The 19,899-nt window shown below is 76.3% G+C and carries 22 protein-coding genes; 14 read left to right on the top strand and 8 right to left on the bottom strand.

What is annotated here, in order from left to right; genetic code table 11:
• The first annotated feature begins 91 nt into the window (after positions 1-91).
• Genes ACI78Z_RS15200 through hisG form a run of 8 tightly spaced genes read left to right on the top strand, consistent with a single transcriptional unit; the run spans position 92 to position 6,101 of the window.
• A complete protein-coding gene (locus ACI78Z_RS15200) occupies positions 92-739 on the top strand; it encodes a DUF1775 domain-containing protein (RefSeq protein WP_457037370.1) in 648 nt (215 codons plus the stop codon).
• Positions 740-764: 25 nt separating this feature from the next.
• Positions 765-1,439, top strand: a complete 675-nt coding sequence (gene rpe, locus ACI78Z_RS15205; RefSeq protein WP_457037371.1) for a ribulose-phosphate 3-epimerase — start codon at positions 765-767, stop codon at positions 1,437-1,439.
• Entirely contained in the window at positions 1,436-2,512 is a 1,077-nt protein-coding gene (ribD, locus tag ACI78Z_RS15210; RefSeq protein WP_457037372.1) for a bifunctional diaminohydroxyphosphoribosylaminopyrimidine deaminase/5-amino-6-(5-phosphoribosylamino)uracil reductase RibD, read from the top strand. The genes rpe and ribD overlap by 4 nt, the downstream gene beginning before the upstream one ends.
• A gap of 2 nt (positions 2,513-2,514) precedes the next feature.
• Positions 2,515-3,123 (top strand): riboflavin synthase, encoded by a 609-nt coding sequence (locus ACI78Z_RS15215; RefSeq protein WP_457037373.1) that lies wholly within the window; start codon positions 2,515-2,517, stop codon positions 3,121-3,123.
• Positions 3,120-4,427 (top strand): bifunctional 3,4-dihydroxy-2-butanone-4-phosphate synthase/GTP cyclohydrolase II, encoded by a 1,308-nt coding sequence (locus tag ACI78Z_RS15220; RefSeq protein WP_457037374.1) that lies wholly within the window; start codon positions 3,120-3,122, stop codon positions 4,425-4,427. Before ACI78Z_RS15215 ends, ACI78Z_RS15220 begins: the two co-directional genes overlap by 4 nt.
• The gene (ribH, locus tag ACI78Z_RS15225) at positions 4,424-4,948 is read left to right on the top strand and encodes a 6,7-dimethyl-8-ribityllumazine synthase (RefSeq protein ID WP_457037375.1); all 525 of its coding nucleotides are present in this window, start codon (positions 4,424-4,426) and stop codon (positions 4,946-4,948) included. The genes ACI78Z_RS15220 and ribH overlap by 4 nt, the downstream gene beginning before the upstream one ends.
• Positions 4,945-5,208, top strand: a complete 264-nt coding sequence (locus ACI78Z_RS15230; protein WP_457037376.1) for a phosphoribosyl-ATP diphosphatase — start codon at positions 4,945-4,947, stop codon at positions 5,206-5,208. The genes ribH and ACI78Z_RS15230 overlap by 4 nt, the downstream gene beginning before the upstream one ends.
• Positions 5,209-5,234: 26 nt before the next feature.
• Positions 5,235-6,101: an ATP phosphoribosyltransferase gene (gene hisG, locus ACI78Z_RS15235; RefSeq protein ID WP_457037377.1), complete on the top strand. Its 867-nt coding sequence runs from the start codon at positions 5,235-5,237 to the stop codon at positions 6,099-6,101.
• 456 nt (positions 6,102-6,557) lie between these two features.
• Here the strand turns inward: hisG and ACI78Z_RS15240 are convergent, their stop codons facing one another.
• Positions 6,558-7,595: a DUF2877 domain-containing protein gene (locus tag ACI78Z_RS15240; protein ID WP_457037378.1), complete on the bottom strand. Its 1,038-nt coding sequence runs from the start codon at positions 7,593-7,595 to the stop codon at positions 6,558-6,560.
• 340 nt (positions 7,596-7,935) lie between these two features.
• Here ACI78Z_RS15240 and ACI78Z_RS15245 point away from each other — a divergent pair, with 340 nt between their 5' ends.
• From ACI78Z_RS15245 to ACI78Z_RS15255, 3 genes are all read left to right on the top strand, one after another.
• Positions 7,936-9,792, top strand: coding sequence for a PucR family transcriptional regulator (locus ACI78Z_RS15245; RefSeq protein ID WP_457037379.1), 1,857 nt, complete (start codon positions 7,936-7,938; stop codon positions 9,790-9,792).
• Between the two features lie 7 nt (positions 9,793-9,799).
• Positions 9,800-10,537, top strand: a complete 738-nt coding sequence (locus ACI78Z_RS15250) for a DUF5995 family protein (RefSeq protein ID WP_457037380.1) — start codon at positions 9,800-9,802, stop codon at positions 10,535-10,537.
• 94 nt (positions 10,538-10,631) lie between these two features.
• Positions 10,632-11,390, top strand: coding sequence for an SDR family NAD(P)-dependent oxidoreductase (locus ACI78Z_RS15255; RefSeq protein WP_457037381.1), 759 nt, complete (start codon positions 10,632-10,634; stop codon positions 11,388-11,390).
• A 110-nt stretch (positions 11,391-11,500) separates the two neighbouring features.
• On the opposite strand, the gene ACI78Z_RS15260 is transcribed toward ACI78Z_RS15255, so the two are convergent.
• Both ACI78Z_RS15260 and ACI78Z_RS15265 read right to left on the bottom strand, forming a co-directional pair.
• Positions 11,501-12,229, bottom strand: coding sequence for a GNAT family N-acetyltransferase (locus tag ACI78Z_RS15260; RefSeq protein ID WP_457037382.1), 729 nt, complete (start codon positions 12,227-12,229; stop codon positions 11,501-11,503).
• Between the two features lie 9 nt (positions 12,230-12,238).
• Positions 12,239-13,864 (bottom strand): helix-turn-helix domain-containing protein, encoded by a 1,626-nt coding sequence (locus tag ACI78Z_RS15265; protein ID WP_457037383.1) that lies wholly within the window; start codon positions 13,862-13,864, stop codon positions 12,239-12,241.
• A 79-nt stretch (positions 13,865-13,943) separates the two neighbouring features.
• On the opposite strand from ACI78Z_RS15265, the gene ACI78Z_RS15270 reads away from it, so the two are divergent.
• Both ACI78Z_RS15270 and ACI78Z_RS15275 read left to right on the top strand, forming a co-directional pair.
• Complete coding sequence (locus ACI78Z_RS15270) at positions 13,944-14,690, top strand: SDR family oxidoreductase (RefSeq protein ID WP_457037384.1); 747 nt, start codon at positions 13,944-13,946, stop codon at positions 14,688-14,690.
• A gap of 113 nt (positions 14,691-14,803) precedes the next feature.
• Positions 14,804-15,718 (top strand): DMT family transporter, encoded by a 915-nt coding sequence (locus ACI78Z_RS15275; protein WP_457037385.1) that lies wholly within the window; start codon positions 14,804-14,806, stop codon positions 15,716-15,718.
• Positions 15,719-15,781: 63 nt separating this feature from the next.
• Here ACI78Z_RS15275 and ACI78Z_RS15280 read toward each other — a convergent pair whose 3' ends face one another.
• The gene (locus ACI78Z_RS15280; protein WP_457037386.1) at positions 15,782-16,660 is read right to left on the bottom strand and encodes a universal stress protein; all 879 of its coding nucleotides are present in this window, start codon (positions 16,658-16,660) and stop codon (positions 15,782-15,784) included.
• A 120-nt stretch (positions 16,661-16,780) separates the two neighbouring features.
• Between ACI78Z_RS15280 and ACI78Z_RS15285 the strand changes: the two genes are divergently transcribed.
• Entirely contained in the window at positions 16,781-17,788 is a 1,008-nt protein-coding gene (locus tag ACI78Z_RS15285; RefSeq protein WP_457037387.1) for an Acg family FMN-binding oxidoreductase, read from the top strand.
• A gap of 75 nt (positions 17,789-17,863) precedes the next feature.
• Here the strand turns inward: ACI78Z_RS15285 and ACI78Z_RS15290 are convergent, their stop codons facing one another.
• The 4 genes from ACI78Z_RS15290 to ACI78Z_RS15305 form a co-directional block, all read right to left on the bottom strand.
• Positions 17,864-18,661, bottom strand: coding sequence for a DUF998 domain-containing protein (locus tag ACI78Z_RS15290; protein ID WP_457037388.1), 798 nt, complete (start codon positions 18,659-18,661; stop codon positions 17,864-17,866).
• Positions 18,649-19,098 carry a hypothetical protein gene (locus ACI78Z_RS15295; RefSeq protein WP_457037389.1) on the bottom strand — a complete coding sequence of 150 codons (450 nt, stop codon included), beginning with the start codon at positions 19,096-19,098 and terminating at the stop codon, positions 18,649-18,651. The genes ACI78Z_RS15290 and ACI78Z_RS15295 overlap by 13 nt, the downstream gene beginning before the upstream one ends.
• A gap of 212 nt (positions 19,099-19,310) precedes the next feature.
• Positions 19,311-19,511: a hypothetical protein gene (locus ACI78Z_RS15300; RefSeq protein WP_457037390.1), complete on the bottom strand. Its 201-nt coding sequence runs from the start codon at positions 19,509-19,511 to the stop codon at positions 19,311-19,313.
• A 73-nt stretch (positions 19,512-19,584) separates the two neighbouring features.
• Positions 19,585-19,896 (bottom strand): hypothetical protein, encoded by a 312-nt coding sequence (locus ACI78Z_RS15305; protein WP_457037391.1) that lies wholly within the window; start codon positions 19,894-19,896, stop codon positions 19,585-19,587.
• Between the last annotated feature and the right edge of the window lie 3 nt (positions 19,897-19,899).

The following is a 19,899-nucleotide window of genomic DNA, read 5'->3' on the forward strand; positions in this document are numbered from 1 at the left end:
GATCCGCGGGAACCCGGGGCGTCCCGCCGGCGACTCCTGTTCCGTGACCCCTCGCTCGCCGGCCGCGCGCCGGACCGCTGCCACCGTCCTGATGAGCGCCCTCCTGCTCGCCGCCGGCACCGGGACGGCGGCCGCCCACGTCTCCGTCGACGCCCCTGGGGCGGTGGCCGGCACCGGCCCGGTGACCCTGCAGTTCTCCGCCGCGTCGGAGGCCGCCGCGGGCATCACCGCGATGCGCACCCGGCTGCCCGAGGGCATCGACCCGGCCGGTGTCTCGCTGGCCTCCGGGCCGGCCGGCTGGACGCTGGCCTCCACCGGCCAGGGCTTCGAGGTCGGCGGGCCCGCGCTGCCCCCCGGGGCCGACGCGGAGTACGCGGTGACCGTGGCGACCCTGCTGGCCGGGGTGACCGAGCTGGCCTTCCCGACGGTGCAGGTCTACGCCGACGGCACCGAGGACGCCTGGATCGAGCAGCAGGTGCCCGGCGGGCCGGAGCCGGAGCTGCCGGCACCCGTCCTCACGGTCGCCCCGGGGACCCCCGCCCCCTCGACGTCGGCGCCCGCTCCCACGGTGTCGGCGACGCCGACGGAGTCCGAGCCGGCGCCCACCGCGACGACGCCCGACCCGGCCGCGGCCGACGAGGGGACCGGCAGCGGCTGGCTGGTCCCGGTCGCGGCGGTCGCCGGGCTCGCCGCCGTGGCCGGTGGCCTCTGGTACCGCCGCTCCCGCGCCGGGCGGTGATCACCGCCGCCTAGACTCGGCGGACGTGTCCCGCACCCCCATGATCGCGCCCAGCCTCCTGTCGGCGGACTTCGCCCGGCTGGCCGAGGAGTCCCGGCGGGTCGCCGACGCCGACTGGCTGCACTTCGACGTCATGGACGCGCACTTCGTGCCGAACCTGACCTTCGGGCTGCCGGTGATGCAGGCGCTGCAGGCGGTCAGCCCGGTGCCGCTGGACTGCCACCTGATGATCGAGGCCCCGGAGCGGTGGGCGCCGGGGTACGCCGAGGCCGGCGCGCGCAACGTCACCGTGCACGCCGAGGCCTGCAGCGGCGACCCGCGCGCCGTCGCCCGGGACCTGCGCGCCGCCGGGTCGCTGGCCGGGCTGGCGCTCAAGCCGGGCACCCCGCTGGAGGAGTACCTCGACGTGCTCTCGGAGTTCGACACCCTGCTGGTCATGACCGTGGAGCCCGGGTTCGGCGGCCAGTCGTTCATCGCCGAGACGTTGCCCAAGGTCCGCCGCGCCCGTGAGCTGATCGACACCGGCCACCTCACGCTGCTGGTGGAGGTCGACGGCGGGATCAACGCCGACACCATCGAGCAGGCCGCCGCCGCCGGCGCCGACGTCTTCGTCGCGGGCTCGGCCGTCTACGGCGCCGACGACCCGGCGCGCGCCATCGCCGGGCTGCGCGCGCAGGCCGCCGCGGCGCGGCCGGTGTGAGCGCCTCCGCGGCCGAGCTCTCCGCCATGGCCCGGGCCCGCGAGCTGGGGATGGGCGTCCTCGGCACCACGAGCCCGAACCCGCCGGTGGGGGCGGTGGTGCTGGCCGCCGGCGGGACGCCGGTGGGGGAGGGCGCGACCGCGCCGCCCGGCGGCCCGCACGCCGAGGTCCGGGCGCTCGAGCAGGCCGGGGAGCGGGCCCGCGGCGGCACCGTCGTCGTCACCCTCGAGCCGTGCGCGCACACCGGCCGCACCGGGCCGTGCGCCGACGCCCTGCTCGCCGCCGGGGTCGCCCGCGTGGTGGTCGCCGTCCCCGAGCCGACGCAGCTGGCCGGTGGCGGGGTCGACCGGCTGCGCGCCGCCGGCGTCGACGTCGAGCTGGGCGTGGACCAGCAGGCCGCCGAGGAGGGCGCGCTGGCCGCGTGGCTGACCGGCGTGCGCCAGCATCGCCCGTTCGTGGTCTGGAAGGTCGCCGGCACCCTCGACGGGCGGGTCGCCGCGGCCGACGGCAGCAGCCGCTGGGTCACCGGCCCGGAGGCCCGTGCCGCCGTCCACCGGCTGCGGGCCACCTGTGACGCGGTCGTCGTCGGCTCGGGCACGGCGTTGGCCGACGACCCGCAGCTGACCGTCCGCGACGCCGACGGCCGGGACGCCGCGCGGCAGCCGCTGCGCGTCGTCCTCGACCGCCGCGGCCGGCTCCCGGACACCGCCCGGGTGCTCGACGCTGCCGCGCCCACCCTGGTCAGCGCTGCGGCCGGCCCGCGGGAGCTGCTCGCCGAGCTGTTCGCCCGCGACGTGCGGCGGGTGCTGCTGGAGGGCGGGCCGACGCTGACCGCGGCCTTCCTGCGCGACGGGCTGGTCGACGAGGCGGTCGTGCACCTGGCGCCCAAGCTGCTCGGCGCCGGCGCCCCCCTGGTCGGCGACCTGGGAATCACCGGGATCGGCGACGCGCTGACCCTCACGGTCACCGGCCTCACCCGCCTGGGCGGGGACGTGGAGATCCGGCTGCGGCCGACCCGGCACACTGGGGTCCGGCGCGTCGCGGACTCCCGCGGCGCGACCGGAGGGAGTTGATCGTGTTCACCGGCATCGTCGAGGAGGTCGGCACCCTGCTGGCCCGGGTGGACCAGCAGGACGCCGCGCAGCTGCGCATCCGGGCGCGCAAGGCGCTGGAGGGCGTGGCGCTGGGCGACTCGGTCGCCGTGAACGGCGTCTGCCTCACCGTCACGGGGACCGACGGGGAAGAGTGGACCACCGACGTGATGGCCGAGACCCTCCGCCGCAGCAGCCTGGGCGCGCTCGGCGCCGGCGACCCGGTCAACCTGGAGCGCGCCGTCACGCCGCACACCCGGCTCGGCGGGCACCTGGTGCAGGGCCACGTCGACGGCGTCGGCACCGTGCTCACCCGCACCCCCGGCGAGCACTGGGAGGTCGTGCGGGTCGGGCTGCCGCCCGAGCTGGCACGCTACGTCGTCGAGAAGGGCTCGATCACCGTGGACGGCGTCTCGCTCACCGTCAGCGCGGTCAGCGCCGCCGACGACCCCGAGCCGTGGCTCGAGGTCAGCCTCATCCCCACCACCCTGCGCGAGACCACGCTGGGTGCCGTCCCTCCCGGGAGCCCGGTCAACCTGGAGGTCGACGTGATCGCCAAGTACGTGGAACGCCTGTTGGGAGCCCGTCGGTGACTGCCACCATCCGCCTCGACACGGTCGAGGACGCGATCGCCGCCATCAAGAGCGGCCGCCCGGTCGTCGTGATCGACGACGAGGACCGGGAGAACGAGGGCGACCTGATCTTCGCCTCCGAGCTGGCCACCCCGGAACTCGTCGCGTTCATGGTCCGCTACACCTCGGGCTACATCTGCGTGGCCGTCACCGAGGGCGACGCCGACCGGCTGGACCTGCCGCCGATGTTCCGGGTCAACCAGGACCGGCGCGGCACCGCCTACACCGTCACCGTCGACGCCCGCGAGGGCGTGACCACCGGCATCTCCGCCTCCGACCGGGCGCAGACCATCCGGCTGCTCGCCTCGCCGGACACCGACTCCACCGACCTGGCCCGGCCCGGGCACATCGTGCCGCTGCGCGCCCGGGACGGCGGCGTGCTGCGCCGGCCCGGGCACACCGAGGCCGCCGTGGACCTCGCGGTGCTGGCCGGGCTGCGCCCCTCGGGCACCCTGTGCGAGGTGGTCAGCGAGGAGGACCCGGTCGGCATGGCGCGCGGCGAGGAGCTGCGGGCCTTCGCCGACGAGCACGACCTGTGCCTGATCTCGATCGCCGACCTCATCGCCTACCGCAAGCGCTTCGACAAGCTGGTCGAGCGGGTGGCCGAGGCCACCGTGCCGCTGGCGCCGGGCACCTTCACCGCCGTCGGCTACCGCAGCTCCTACGACGACCGGGAGCACGTCGCGTTCGTCTACGGCGACATCGGCGACGGCGAGGACGTGCTGGTCCGCGTGCACTCCGAGTGCCTCACCGGTGACGTCTTCGGCTCGCTGCGCTGCGACTGCGGCCCCCAGTTGCAGGCGGCGCTGGCCGCGGTGGCGCAGGAGGGCCGCGGCATCGTGCTCTACGTCCGCGGGCACGAGGGCCGGGGCATCGGTCTGCTGCACAAGCTGCAGGCCTACCAGCTGCAGGACAGCGGCATCGACACCGTCGACGCCAACCTCGACCTCGGCCTGCCCGCGGACGCCCGCGACTACGGCACCGGCGCGCAGATCCTCGTCGACCTCGGCGTGCACACCATGCGGCTGCTCACCAACAACCCGGCCAAGCGCGCCGGCCTGGAGGGCTACGGGCTCAAGGTGACCGGCCGGGTGCCGCTGCCCAGCCACGTGACCGCGGAGAACCTCGCCTACCTGCGCACCAAGCGCGACCGGATGGGCCACCTGCTGGACATCATCGAGCCGGAGACCGAGTCCGGTCCGGCCGACGCCGCGACCGTGCCGGGCACCGACGTCCCGCTGCGCCAGAGGGAGCAGCGGCTGTGAGCGGCAGGGGTGCGCCGGAGGCGGCGGCGGTCGACGCGGCCGGGTTGACCCTGGGCATCGTCGCCACCACCTGGCACGCCGAGATCACCGGCGCGCTGCTGGAGCGGGCGGTCGCCGCCGCGGTCGCCAGCGGCGTCCCCGAGCCGACCGTCGTCCGGGTCCCGGGCGCGGTGGAGCTGCCGGTGGTGGCCCAGGCGCTCACCGAGCGGCACGACGCGGTCGCGGCGCTCGGCGTGGTCATCCGCGGCGGGACGCCGCACTTCGAGTACGTCTGCGACGCGGTCACCGCCGGGCTCACGCGGGTGGCCCTCGACGCGGGCACGCCCGTGGGCAACGGCGTCCTGACCTGCGACACCGAGGAGCAGGCGCGCGACCGGGCCGGCCTGCCCGGCTCGGCCGAGGACAAGGGCTGGGAGGCGGCCGTGGCCGCCCTGGCCACGGCGCTGACCCTCCGCAGCCTGCGCGGGCCCGCCCGGCCCACCGGCTTCTCGATCCGACCAGCCGACGGGAGCCGCGCGTGAAGACCTTCGACCAGCTGTTCGCCGAGCTCTCGGCGAAGGTCGCCGCCGGCGACCCCGCGTCCGGGACGGTCGGCGCGGTCCGCGACGGCGTGCACGCCGCGGGCAAGAAGGTCGTCGAAGAGGCCGCCGAGTCCTGGATGGCCGCCGAGCACGAGGGGCCCGAGCGGACCGCCGAGGAGGTCAGCCAGCTCCTCTACCGGGTGCAGGTCCTCATGCTCGCCCGCGGGCTGACCCTGGACGACGTCTACGCTCGCCTGTAGATCCCACGGTTTAAGGAGCTCCACCTGTGCTGCGCATCGCCGTGCCCAACAAGGGGGTCCTGAGCGAGCCCGCGGCCGAGATGCTCGCGGAGAGCGGCTACCGGCAGCGCCGCAGCACCAAGGACCTCGCCGTCTACGACCCGGACAGCGACACCGAGTTCTTCTACCTGCGGCCGCGCGACATCGCCGTCTACGTCGCCGCCGGCACGCTCGACGTCGGCATCACCGGCCGGGACATGCTGCTCGAGACCGCCCCGGCCGACGGCGAGGGCGTCGCCGCGGTGGAGGTCATGCCGCTGGGCTTCGGCCGCTCGTCGTTCCGCTTCGCCACCCCGGTGGAGTCCGCCATCGAGACCGTCGACCAGCTGGCCGGCAAGCGGATCGCCACGGCCTACCCGGTGCTGCTGCAGCGCTACCTCGACGAGCAGCGCATCCCGGCCTCGGTGGTGAAGCTCGACGGCGCGGTGGAGACCGCCTGCCGGCTCGGTGTCGCCGACGCCGTCTGCGACGTGGTCGAGACCGGGACGACGCTGCGCGCTGCCGGGCTGCACATCATCGGTGAGCCGGTGCTCACCAGCGAGGCCATCCTGGTCCGGCGGGCCGGCGCGGAGGAGATCCCGGCCGTCGCGCAGCTGCGCCGCCGGCTCCGCGGGGTCCTGGTCGCCCGGCAGTACGTGATGCTCGACTACGACTGCCCCAACGAGCTGCTGGAGAAGGCGACCGCGCTGACCCCGGGCCTCGAGGGGCCGACGGTCAGCCCGCTGCAGACCGAGGGCTGGTCCGCGGTGCGCGCGATGGTCGCCCAGTCCGACACCAACCGGGTGATGGACGAGCTGTGGGAGCTCGGCGCCCGGGCGATCCTGGTCACCAGCATCCACGCCTGCCGGCTCTGAGGCTGTGACATTGCGGTCCTACCGGACCGCACCGCGGCCACGTGCCGTACCCGGCTGCCGCTGAGCCCAGGCCTCCCGTCCCCGCTCGGGGGAGCCTCCGGCCCCCCGCTCCCAGGGACCGCACCGCGGCCACGTGCCGTACCCGGCTGCCGCTGAGCCCAGGCCTCCCGTCCCCGCTCGGGGGAGCCTCCGGCCCCCCGCTCCCAGGGACCGCACCGCGGCCACGTGCCGTACCCGGCTGCCGCTGAGCCCAGGCCTCCCGTCCCCGCTCGGGGGAGCCTCCGGCCCCCGCGACCGGTCCACCCCGACCAGGGGCCGTCCCCGGCCCGGTCCTGCGGTGACCATCGGCGAGTGGTTGCCGCCGTCGGCGGGTCGGGCAGCCACCTGCTGAGGATCACGGCCCCTGACGCGCGAGAGCCCCCGTCCGGACAGGACGGGGGCTCCCGGCGGCCTCTGTCAGCGGGTGCGCATGGTCCGGTCGACGAGGTCGATCGCGGTGCACAGCCCCAGCGCCATGGCGCGGCCGCTCGTGGCACCCGTGGCGAGCAGCCCGTCGATCGCCGGGGCCAGCGGTCGCTCGCCGACCAGCCCGTGCAGCACCGCGGCGTACTCCGCGCTGACCCGCCCGGCGGCGGCGTGCCGCAGCAGTGCCCGCGACAGCTCCGTCGTCCGGCCTGCGGCGAGTGCCGAGACCGCCGAGGAGAAGCGCTCCGCGGCCGGGTGACCCAGCAGCACCAGCCCGGCCATCGTCCCGGCCATGACGTCGTCCCCGGCCGGGGTCAGCCCCGGGCCCAGACCGATCAGCCGGGTGGCCGTGCGCAGCGCGGCGTCGAGGTCGGCCCGGCGGACGGCGCCGCGCAGGGCGGCCAGCGGGCCACCGGGACCGGCCGGCAGGCCGGGGAGGGTGAACGCGCTGTGCGGCACACCCTCGCCGTAGAGGGCGTTGCGCAGCTGGCGCACGCCCTCCGGCAGCAGGGCCGGGCGCGGGCGGGGCAGCCGGGGGCGCGGGTCCCACCAGGCGGCGGCGCTGACGGCGAGGTCCCCGACGACGATGCGCCCGCCCCCGACCTCGGCCGGGGCGTCCGGCGGGAGGGCCACCAGCGGACGGCCGTTGCTGGGGCGGAAGAGCACGCAGGCCAGCGGGAGGCGGGCGGCGTCGCTGGTGATCACCCCGACGACGTCGCCGCCGCGTTCGGTGGGCACCTGTAGGTAGACGGCGGCGGGGACGCTGAGCAGCACGCGCGCCGGGCGGACCGGACCGCGCAGGAGGTCGGCGACACCGGTGCTCGCCGAGGCGGGCACGGCGGTGGCGGCGCGGGCGGGGGGAGCGGTGCGCGCGGTGGCCTGGGCGGACTCGCGCGGCAGGGGGATGGTCGGCAGTCCGGCCCGCGCGGCCTGGCCACGCGGGGAGGTTCGAGCCCCGGGGCGGCTCCCGCCCGGGCCTGCGGTCTCGTCGATGGTGCGCATGGCGACCCTCTTCACGCTGGTGACCACGGGGGGCACCGTCGGCTCGAGACCCCCCGCCCGAGTCCAGCCCACCCGCTGGAGGGGGGCTGGGCGGCACCCTGGGAGGGGAACCGGCCTACCATCCACCGGGCGGGGCGGAACCGGGTCTCGAACCTATGCGGCGCGTCGCATGCCCTTGTATGGCGGAAGTCGCCAAGAATGGGGGAGTGGGTCCAGGCACTCCTGACAGGGTGCTGGGATGTGGCCATGTGCATCGGTAACTGGGAAAGTGGGTGTCGTGACCCAGGGTGAAGCCTCGCTCGTCGTCCCCACGTTGGGTGAGCGCATGGTCTCGTCCCGGCGTCACCTGTCGGCAGCGGAGGCGTCCGTGACCGAGAGCCGCGGCGAGCGGCCCAGCTGGCAGGAGCGCATGGGCCTGACCCTGGCCGAGGCGCTGCGGCTGCCCGGACTGGCCGGGACCGAGGTGGTCGCCGGCCGTGGCGGACTGGACCGCGTCGTCCGCTACATGGTGGTCGACGACCCGGCCGACCCGTTGGCCGTCGCGGGCCCCGACGTCCTGGTCGTCCTGGGGGCGCGGCTGCCCCCGGCGGACGCCGCCAACTGCCGCGCCCTGGTGGAGCGGTTGGACTCGATGGGCACCGCGGCGCTGGCCTACCGCCGGGCCGAGGGTCCGGCGCCGGTGCCGGCCGACGTGCTCGCCGAGGCCGACCGCCGGGCCCTGCCGGTGCTGGCGCTGCCGGCCGAGGTGCGCATGGGCGAGGTCGTCTCCGAGGTGCTCGGCGCCGTCGTCGGCAAGCAGAGCGAGGCGCTGGCGCTGTCCACCCGCATGCACGACCAGTTCATCGACGTCGCGCTCAGCGGCGGCGGGCTGGCCGAGGTCACCGACCAGCTGGCGGTCTCCCTGGAGGGCGCCGCCGTCCTGGGGCTCGGGCCGGACCGGGAGATCGTCACCACCGCCGGCCCGGCCGAGGACGTCGAGGAGATCAGCGACTGGCTGTGGCTGCTGGACGCCGAGGCCGAGGACGAGATGGCGACGATGGCGCCGTCCCGCCGGGTCTCCGGCCTGCGCGCGGACCAGACCGTCGTCACCCCGGCCGACGTGCTCGCCGACGCCGACCTCTCGCCGGCCGACGGCATCCTGCTCGTCCCCGGGCACCACGAGCTGCCCGGCGGGGTGGGGGAGTACGCGGTCGCGCCGATCATGGCCGGCGACCAGCGGCACGGCTGGCTGGTCGCCGTCCACCGTCGGGGGCCGATGCTCGTGGGCGCCGGTGCGGTGCTGGAGCGGGCGGCGGTCGTCTCGGCGCTGTCGGTGATCCGCCAGCAGGCCGTGCACTCGGTGGAGCTGCGCTTCCAGGGCGACCTGGTGCGCCGGCTGGTCGCCGGGTCGCTGCGGCACACCGAGCGGGCGCTGGCGCAGACCCGGTCGTTCGGCTGGCGGCTGGACGGGCCGGTCGTCGTCCTGGTGACCGCCACCGAGACCGCCGCGGACCCGCAGGCCGACCCGACCCGCGCCCTCGACGTCCTCGACCGGCTGGCCGACGGCTGGCGCGCCGCCCTGGAGACGGAGGTCTCCGGCGCCGCGGTGGCCGGGCTGTCGACCGAGATCGTCACGGTGCTGCCGCTCGACGGGCGGACGCCGGAGGAGATCACCTCGCTGGTGACCGCGGTGACCGGCCGGGTCAACGCGCGGGTGCGCCGTGTGGGACGGGTGCTCGGCACCGGCATCGGCCGCCCGGCGGGCTCGCTGTCGGCGCTCGGCGAGGCGCACCAGCAGGCCTCCCGCGCGCTCGGCGTGGGCCAGGAGATCCACGGGCCGCAGGCGGTGACCCACTTCGACCAGCTCGGCGTCTTCCGGCTGCTGTCGCTGATCCCCGACAGCACCGAGCTGCGCAACTACGTCGACGAGGTGCTCCGGTCGCTGGCGGACGCCGCGGACCCCGACTCCGCGGACCTCCGCGAGACGCTGCGGGTGCTGCTGGAGACCAACCTCAACGTCGCGGAGTCCGCGCGCCGGCTGCACTTCCACTACAACACGATGCGCTACCGGATCGGCAAGCTCGAGCGGCTGCTCGGGCCGTTCACCACCGACCCGACGCTGCGGCTGAACCTGCTGCTCGCGCTGCACGCCGCGCGCATGCGGGGCCTGGACCAGCCGCACCGCCCCCCGGTGGACGCCGCGATGACGCTGCCCCCGGACGACGGCCTCGACGCACTGGTCTGACCACGCCGTGGGTAGGAGCGTCGGTGCGCTGGTGGCGCGGATGGAGGCGCTGCTGGCACCGCTGGAGGCCGACCGCGACCCCGCCCGCTTCTTCCTCGGCGTGTACCTGCGCACGACCGTCGCCGTCGGCGCGGCGATCGACGCCGGCGACTTCGAGGACCCCGCCTGGGTCGAGGAGTGGGACGTCGACTTCGCCGACCTCTACCTCGACGCCCTGACCGCGCACCGCCGCGACCCGGCGTCGCCACCCCGGCCCTGGCGGCTGGCCTTCGGCGCGCGGCCGGACCTCCCGCCGGAGGCCCACGTGCTGCTGGGCATGAACGCGCACATCAACCTCGACCTGCCGCAGTCGCTGGTGCGGGTGATCCCGCCGGCCGGGTTCGACGACCCGGGAACGCTGGACCGGCGCCGGCGCGATCACGAGCGGATCGACCGGGTGCTCGCCTCCCGGGTCGCCGCCGAGGACGGCGAGCTGCACCGGGCCGGGGGACGGCGCACCCCGCTGGACCGGCTGCTGGCCCCGGTGAACCGGACCGCGAGCCAGGTGTTCCTGCGGGAGTCCCGGCGGAAGGTGTGGGCCAACGCCCGCCGACTCGACGCCGCCCGGCGCCGCGGCCCGGACGCCGCCGCGGCCCGGCTGGCCGACCTGGAGGCCGCCGCCGCGACGCGGGTCGACGACCTGCTGCGCCCCGGGCCGGTGCTGGTGCGGCTGGCGGTCCGCGGCTTCGGCGTCACGCTCGCCTGACCGCCCCGGACCCCCGTGCTGCCGGGGCGGGCGGCATCGGCGAGGCTGGGACGACGGCCGCAACCCGGCGGCCGTGCGAGGAGGAGGAGGTCGCATGACTGAGGTCGCCCGTCCGCTGTCCGGCAGGGTCGCGCTGGTCACCGGCGCGTCGTCGGGGATCGGGGAGGCCACGGCCGTCGCCCTGGCCGAGGCCGGGGCCGCGGTCGCGATCGGGGCCCGCCGACGGGACCGGCTCGACGGCCTGGCCGCGCGGCTCGGCGAGGCCGACGCGAAGGTGGCCACCCTGGACCTCGACGTCACCGACGAGGCGTCCTGCCGCGACGCCGTCGCCCGCACCCGCAGCGAGCTCGGCGGCCTCGACGTCCTGGTGAACAACGCCGGGGTGATGCTGCTCGGCACGATCGTCGGCGCCGATCCCGAGGACTGGCGGCGCATGGTCGACACCAACGTGATGGGTCTGATGTACATGACCCACGCGGCGATCGACGGGATGCTCGAGCAGGGCTCGGGCGACGTCGTGAACATCTCCAGCACCGCCGGCCGCACCGCGCGCGCCGGCGTCGGGGTCTACAACGCGAGCAAGTGGGCGGTGAACGCCTTCAGCGAGTCGCTGCGCCAGGAGGTGACCGCCCGGGGTGTGCGGATCTCCCTCGTCGAGCCCGGCGCGGTGGAGACCGAGCTGCGCTCGCACATCACCCAGCCCGAGGCGAAGGCGGCCGCCCTGGCGCACACCGAGGGCATGCGCTCGCTGCAGCCCGAGGACGTCGCCCGCGCGATCGTCTACGTGGTGACCCAGCCGGCGCACGTGGCGGTCAACGAGGTGCTCGTGCGCCCCACCGACCAGGAGCGCTAGCGGCGGGACCTGTCCCGGGCCGGCCCCGAGCCGGGTGACGTGCTGGACGGCCCTCCTGCAGGGGCCCGCCCCGAGCGTCAGCGAGCGGTGGGGGGCAGGAGGACCCTTCTTCAGTCGACCGGCGGGATGGGCGTGCGGACGGCGTGGAGGACGTCGTCGCGCTCGTGCACGAAGCCGAGGCGGGCCGCGACCGCCCGGCTGGCCCGGTTGTCGCGGCTCGTCGTCCAGGTCGGCGTGCGACCCCGGGAACGGATGTCGGCCACGACCGCGGTGGCGCACGCGGTCGACAGGCCGCGGCCTCGGGACCCGGGCTCGGTGACGACGCCGAGGTCCTCGAACCGCCGGCCGACGAAGAACGGGCACGCGACGGAGACCGGCCGCTCGCCGTCGAACGCGGCCCAGGCCCGTCCGGACGCCGCGAGCCCGGCCGCACCGCCCCACGTCGCGCCGATCCAGGCGATCGTGGGGGAGAGCGTGGCCAACGCGGGCGCGTCGCCCGCCGCCAGCCGCCGGACCGCGGCGACCGGTCGGGGCGTGCGCACCGTGGCCGGCAGGACGGCGATCACACGCGGCCAGATCGCGGTGCCCGGGTCGACGGCGCGGAGGGTCGGCAGCCACTCGGGTGGCGCCTCGACGAACCCGGCCAGGCCGTCGACGACGCGCGGGACCCCGCGCAGCGCGACGTTGCCGCCGGACTCGGCCACCACGGTCCGCGGCGCGGGCCACCGGTCGACGCGGCAGACCCCCACGCCGGTGTGTGCGATGTGCTGCTGGACCAGCGGGCCGGGCCGCTCGGGTGCGAAGAAGCCCGACACGTCGGCCGCGGCGACCTCGAGCACGTCGACGGCCTAGTCGTGGAAGACCTCGATGCGGGCGCCCATCTCCACCAGGCGCTCGTAGAGCTGCTCGTAGCCGCGGGCGATGATGTCGACGTTGCGCAGCACCGACGTCCCCTTCGCCGCAAGCATCGCCAGCAGGATGCACACCGCCGGGCGCAGCGCCGGCGGGCAGACCACCTCGGCGCTGGACCAGTGGGTCGGGCCGGTCACCAGCACGCGGTGCGGGTCGAGCAGCCGGACGTCGGCGCCGAGCCGGGTCAGGTCGGAGAGGTGGATGGCCCGGTTGTCGTAGACCCAGTCGTGGATCAAGGTGGAGCCGGTGGCCGCGGCCGCGATGACGGCGAAGAACGGCAGGTTGTCGATGTTGAGGCCCGGGAACGGCATCGGGTGGATCTTGTCGATCGGCGCCTTGAGCTGCGACGGCGAGATGGTGACGTCGACCAGCCGGGTGTGCCCGTTGTCGGCCCGGTACTCCGGCGAGAGGCTGTAGCGCAGCCCCATCTCGGCGAGGGTGGCCAGCTCCACCTCGAGGAACTCGATCGGCGCCCGGCACACGGTGAGCTGGGAGTCGGTGACGATGCCGGCGGTCAGCAGGCTCATCGCCTCGACCGGGTCCTCGCTGATCGTGTAGTCCACGTCGGCGTCGAGCACCGGCTTCCCGCGGACGACGAGCGTGGTGGTGCCCAGGCCCTCGATGCCGACGCCGAGCAGCTGCAGGTACAGGCACAGGTCCTGGACCATGTAGTTGGAGCTGGCGTTGCGGATGGTCGTCGTCCCGTCGGTGCGGGCCGCGGCCAGCAGCGCGTTCTCGGTGACGGTGTCGCCCCGTTCGGTGAGCACGATGGTGCGGTCGGCCGTGCCGGGCGTGGTGACCTCACCGTGGTACTGCCCGCCGCGGGCCTCGACCTCCAGACCGAAGGGGCGCAGCGCGATCATGTGCGGCTCGACGGTGCGGGTGCCCAGGTCGCACCCGCCGGCGTAGGGCAGGTCGAAGACCGGCGCCCGGTGCAGCAGGGGGCCGAGGAACATGATGATGCTGCGGGTCCGGCGGGCGGCGTCGGCGTCGATGCCGGCGAGGTCGAGCTCCTCGGGGACGACGAGGCTGAGGTCCCGGCCGGCCGCGTCCCAGGTCGCCGAGACACCGATCGAGCGGAGCACGTCGAGGATCCGCTCGACCTCGACGATGCGGGCCACGTTGCGCAGCGTCGTCCGGCCGCGGTTGAGCAGGGCCGCGCACAGCAGGGCGACGGCGGCGTTCTTCGAGGACTTGACGGTGACGCTGCCGCGCAGCGGCACGCCGCCGGTGACCCGCAGGTGGGTGGGCCCGGAGGGTCCGACGCTGAACAGCTCCCGCTCCAGCGCCTCGGACAGCCGGCCGAGGAGCTCGAGGGTGAGGTTCTGCCCGCCCTGCTCGATGCGGGCGATGGCGCTCTGGCTGGTACCCAGCCGCTCGGCGAGCTGCTGCTGGGTCAGGCCCCGGTGCCGACGGGCGTCGCGGACGAGCATGCCGATGCGCTGCATGGCGCTGGACTCGTGCGCCCGGGTGTCAGCGCTGGACTCGTGCGCCCGGGCGTCAGCGCTGGATTCGTGGGCCCGGGTGTCAGCGGTATCGGTGGTGGGTTCGGTGACCGTCACGAGCAGTCACGGTATCTCGCATGTGAGATCACGAGGCTCCGGCACGCCGGGACGGACCGGTCCCGCCAGACTGCGGTGCATGGACGTTGTGGTGACGGGCGGGACGGGGCGGCTCGGGCGGCGGGTGGCCGATCGGTTGCAGGACGGCGGCCACCGGGTGCGGCAGATGTCGCGGCGGGGGACCGGCCCGGGCGGGGTGCGCGGCGATCTGGCCACCGGCCGCGACCTGCCGCAGGCGCTGGCCGGCGCGGAAGTGGTCGTGCACGCGGCCAGCGACGCGCGCGGCGACTACTGGGAGGCCGACGTCGCCGGCACGCGGCGGCTGGTGCAGGCGGTCGACCGCGAGCGGCTGCGCCACCTGGTCTTCGTCTCCATCGTCGGGGTCGACCGGATCCCCTACGGCTACTACCACGCCAAGTACGCCGCCGAGCAGGTGCTGCTTGCCTCCGGGCTGCCGGTGACCCTGCTGCGCATCACCCAGTTCCACGACTTCGTCGACGAGCTGCTGGCCACCGCCCGCCGCGGGCCGGTGCTGCCGGTGCCGATGGGCTGGCGGCTGCAGCCGGTCGACGTGGCCGAGGCCGCCGCCCACACCGCCGAGGTGGCGGCCGGGCCTCCGGCGGGGGACGTCGTCGAGTACGGCGGGCCCGAGGAGCTGACGGCGGCCGAGGCCGCGCGGGCCTGGGCGGCCGCCCGCGAGCCGGGCGCCCGCGTCGTGGCGACCCCGGTCCCCGGACGGCTGTCGGCGGCGGTCCGGGACGGCGGCGCGCTGCCCACCCGCGGAGCGCGCGGGCGGCGCACCTACGAGGAACACCTGCGCGGCTGAAGAAGCACCCCGTCCTCCCCGCGACGGGGCCACTCCTGCCAGAGACCGCAACGGGGAGGACGACGTCCGGAACGCGCCGGTGGAGCGTCGGTGGGCCGACCTAGGGTCGCGGCGTGCCCCGCAGTCCCGCCGTCCGTGTCCTGGCCGCCGTCGTCGTCACCGTGCTGGCCTGGGCGTCGGCGTTCGTCGCCATCCGCGCCGTGGGGGCCGACCTCTCGCCGGGACCGCTCGCGCTGGGCCGGCTGCTGGTCGGCACCGCGGTGCTCGGCGCGCTGCTGGTGGTGGCTCGTCAGCCGTGGGTGCCGCCCACCGGGCGCGAGTGGCGGTTGCTCGCGGTGTGCGGGGTCGGCTGGTTCGGCGTCTACAACGTGGCGCTCAACGCGGCCGAGCGGCACCTGGACGCCGGGACGACGGCGATGCTGGTCAACGTCGGGCCGATCCTCATCGCCGTCCTCGCCGGGCTGTGGCTGGGGGAGGGCTTCCCGCGGTGGCTGGTCGCCGGCCTGGCGGTCGCCTTCGCGGGCGTGCTGCTGATCGGCCTGGCCACCCGCGGCGCCGACGCCGACGTCCTGGGCGTGCTGCTGTGCCTGGTGGCGGCCGTCACCTACGCGGTGGGCGTCGTGGCGCAGAAGCCGGTGCTGCGCCGACTGCCCCCGCTGCAGGTCACGTCCATCGCATGCGCGGTCGGGGCGGTCTGCTGCCTGCCGTGGGCCGGGTCGCTGGCCGCGGAGCTGGGGCAGGCGCCGCCCGGATCGGTGGCCGGTCTCGTCTACCTGGGCGCGGTGCCGACCGCGCTGGCGTTCAGCACCTGGGCGTACGCCCTGGCGCGGACCGACGCCGGGCGGCTCGGCGTCACGACCTACCTGGTGCCGCCGCTCGTGGTGCTCATGGGCTGGCTGCTGCTCGGCGAGGTGCCACCGGTCCTCGCCGTCGTCGGCGGCGCGGTCTGCCTGGCCGGCGTGGCGCTGTCCCGGCGGCGTGCGCCGCTGCGGCGGCCGCAGGTGCAGCCGGCCCGCGCGGGCGCCTGACGGAGGACCCCCTGCGCCCCACCACTCGCCGGCTCGCGGCGGGACCCTGCAGGCGGGGCCGGGTCAGCCGGCGGCGCGAGCCGGGACGACGAGCACCGGCCGGTGGGCGCTGTGCAGCAGGGCACGGGTCACGTGCCCGACCAGGGCGTCCCTGGCGCCACCGCGGCCGCGGCTGCCCACGACGAGCAGCGCCGCGCGGCGGCGGGCGGCCTCGTCGGCGAGGGTCGCCGCGGTCGCCCGCGGCCGGCCGGCCCGCCCCGAGCACCTGACGGTGACCAGTTCGGTGCCCTCCACGCCCGCGGGGGTGGGTGAGCTCTCCTGCTCCTGGACGGCGACCAGCAGCCGCCGCCGGTGCGGCATCAGGGTCGTGGCCGCCTCGAGCGCGCGCTGGGCGTGGGACGAGCCGTCGGTGCCGACGAGGACCGGCCCGGACTCGGCCGCCGCCCACTCGGCGGTGGTCAGGGGGTGGGGGACGACGAGCACCGGCACCGGGCTGGCCTGCACGACCAGGTCCGAGAGGCTGCCCATGGTGGCCCGCATGCCGCTCATGCCGCGCGAGCCCACCACCACCAGGTCGGCGTCGAGCTCCTCGGCGGTCCGGGCGAACTGGTAGCCGTCGCCGCCGAAGGTGCGCTTGACCAGCGGCTCGGCGTCCCATCCGGCGGCCTGCGCGAGCTTCACGCCGTTGCGGGCGAGCCGCTCGGCCTCGGCGTGGCCCTCGGTCTCCATCAGCCGGCCGAGCGCCTCGGCGTTGGTGGCGCGCTCGAGGACGCGGTGCCGCAGCTCCGGGGAGGTGAACGGCGGCTCCCACAGGTGCACGATCCAGGCGGTGGCCCACGGCAGGAGCATGGCGGCCGCCTCGATCGCGTTCACCGCGCTGGGCGACCCGTCGTAGCCGACGAGCACCCGCAGGCTGCGGACACCGGTGTCAGGTGCGCTCATGGCGGGCATCGTCCCCCCGCCCGGCCGATCGCGGAAAGGCCCTGCGACCGTCGACCCGCGGCCGTCCGTGCAGTAGGCAGGGGCAGTCGGGGCCGTCGTCCCGGGCGGGGAGGAGCGGGGATGGACGAGCAGCAGTGGACGGCGGTGGTGGCCGCCGCGACCCGGGCGCCGTCGGTGCACAACACCCAGCCGTGGCGCTTCACCGCCTCCGGCGACCGGCTGGAGCTGCACCGCGACCGGGAGCGGGCGCTGCCGGTCCTCGACCCGACCGGCCGGCAACAGGTCATCAGCTGCGGCGTCGCTGCGGAGTTCGCCGTCGTCGCACTGGAGGCCGCCGGCACCGGGGCCGAGGTGGACCTGCTCCCCGCGCCGGAGGACCCCGACCACCTGGCCACCGTGCGCGCCGGATCACCCCGCGAGGTCAAGCCCGCGGACGTCGCCATGGCCGAGGCGATCGGCCGCCGGCACACCGAGCGGGCGCCGTTCCTGCCGCGCGCCGTCCCCGACGGGGTGGTGGAGCGGTTCCGTGCCGACGCCGGCCGGTTCGGGGTCTGGGTGAAGGCGGTCTCCGGGTCCGACGAGGAGGTCGCCACCGCCTTCCTCGTCTCGCGCGCCGAGGAGATGGAGCGCAGCGAGCCCGAGTACCTCGCCGAACTCGAGCGGTGGCTGCGCACCGACCCGGCGGCGGTGGACGGCATCCCGGTCGGCGCCGTCCCCGAGGAGGACCCCGCGACGCGGCCGTCGAACTGGCTGGTCCGCGACTTCGTCGCCGGCAGCCGCGTGCACCACGCCTTCCTGCCGGCGGGCGACCCGGCCGCGCCTCCGCCGGAGGTGGAGCGGCCGACCGTCGTCCTGCTCGGGACCGAGGGCGACGACCGGATGGCGTGGCTGCTCGCCGGCCGGGCACTGGCCCGGCTGCTCCTGACCGCGACGACGGAGGGCCTCGCGTCCTCGCCGTTGACGCAGGCGCTGGACTGGCCGGCCACCCGCACCCGGATGCGCGCCCGGCTGTCGCTGGTCGGCTATCCGCAGATGCTGCTGCGGATGGGCTATCCGGCGACGGAGGGCGGCACCGTCTCGCAGCGGCGTCCGGTCAGCGAGGTGCTGCGGTTCGAGCCCGCGAGGTGAAGAAGGACCCCGTCCTCCCCGCCCCTCGCAGGCTCGGGGCGGGACCCGGGACGGGGCCAGGTGCCCGGGAGTACCTCATCGGCGGCGGCGGGGCGCGGCCCAGGGGTCCTCGGGGTCGAAGTCGTCGTCCGGCTCGGCGTCGGTGCCGGGGCGGGCGACCTGCGGCTGGCCGGTCGCGGGCTCCAGTGCGGCGTCCCGCTCCCGGGCGCGCTCGGTGCGTTCGGCCCGCTCCTGGGCGCGCAGGTCACGGCGGGACGGTCGCCGCTCGGCCTGCGGGCGGCGGCTGAGCACCCAGAGCCCGGCACCGGCCAGCGCCAGCCCGATCGGGATCGGGTAGGCCGAGGCCCGCTGCGTGCCGCCCTCGCCGAGCAGCGAGGTGATGCCGACGGCGAAGAACACGGTCATCGCGGTGCTCAGCAGGCCCAGCAGCGCCAGCGCCGTCCCGAGGACCTCCGAGCGGGGCCGCACGGCGTAGGCCAGGGCCAGCAGGGCGAGGCCGCCGCCGACCAGGTGCAGCCCGGCGCCGGCCTGGTGCAGGTCCTCCTGCCCGTCGAGCGGGAAGACCCCGACGAGGCCGATGCCGACGGCGGCCGCGGTGAGGAAGGCCGACGCCATCCGGCCGCCGAGCCCGGCCAGCGCCGGGCGCAGCAGCACGGCCCCAGTGCCGATGAGCAGGCCCTGCGCGACGAACGAGGCGTTCATCAGCAGCGGTGCTGCGGAGGTCGACGCGCCGAGCTCGCTGATCACGTCGTCGGCGCGGCGGTAGGAGCCGCCGGTCTGCAGCTGGACGACGGTCTCGACCACGAAGAACTGCAGGGTCAGCAGCCAGGCGATCGCGCCCCAGCGGTACCGGGTGGGAGTCACACGGGCCATGGTCCCAGCGCGCCCTGCGGATGCGGGGGCAGGTGGGCCAGGACGGCGGCGTACTGCTCCGGCGACAGCCAGGACGGGTTGCTGCCGGCGGCCATCCGGAGCACCTCGGCGTCGCGGGTGGTCGGATCGGCCAGCAGGGCGGCGCGGGGGACGGGTGCGGGCAGCCGGGCGAGGCGGACGGCGACGACGGGGCCACCGTCGTGCTCCTCGGCCTCGCCGGTGACCTCGCCGAGGGCGTGCACCCCGGGCGCGGTGCGGCCGCTGACCCACAGCAGGACCGGCTGGCCGGGGTGCAGCAGGTCGAGCCGGTAGGAGCGCCGGACGCAGCGGGTCAGCTCGATCGCCGTGCCCACCCGCCAGCCGGGCTCGATCCGCTCCGGCGGGCGGGTGGACTTCAGCACCCAGCACGCGACGTCCCCCGGCCGGAGGCGGCTCACGAGACCTCCTGGGACGGGGACGTCGACGGCGGACGGGCTCAGCGCCCGCCGGGTACGGCACCTGGCCGCGGCCACCCGGGTGAGCCGCCGGCGAGGGTCGTGCCGCGACGCGGAGGGGGGAGCCCTCCCGGCGCGGTACGGCGGACGGGCTCAGCGCCCGCCGGGTACGGCACCTGGCCGCGGTGCGGTCCGGAGGACCGCGATGTCATCGCTCAGTCGGTCGCGGAGTGGGTGTCGGCGCCCGCGGGGTCGGCGTCGTCGGCGTCCACCATCTGCCGCTCCTGCTCGGTGCGGTGCTGGAGCGCGTCGTCGTTGGGGCGGGCGTAGCCGCCGGCGTGCTCCTGGCGGTCACGCGGGGCGGACTCCGTCGTCTCCATGACGTCGTCGAGGTCGGGGCGGTCGGGCTCGCTCACGGGTCTCTCCACTTCGTCGGGGATCGTGCGTCGGGGGAGCCCATAGCCACCCGGAGGCGGCGGTAACCCGTGATCAGCGCTGCTCGAGGAGCGCCGCGGGGACCCAGGCCTCGACCAGGACCGTCCCCTGCGGCCCGGCGACGGCGTAGGTGACCCGGCCGTGCCAGCCGCCCTCGGCCTGCCGCCACTCCACCAGCAGCCCCGGCCAGACGCCGGGAGCACCGGGCGGGTCGTGCACCCAGCAGTGCCGGCCCCGCGTCCGACCGTCCCCGGCGACGCCGGCCTGCCGCGCGGGTTCGGGCGGATCGGGCGGGCCGACGCCCGAGCGCGCCGCCCGCTCCCCGAGGGAGCGACCCGACCGCCCGGGGTGCATGCCACCAGCCACGCC

This window comes from Geodermatophilus sp. SYSU D01176, from assembly GCF_054050015.1.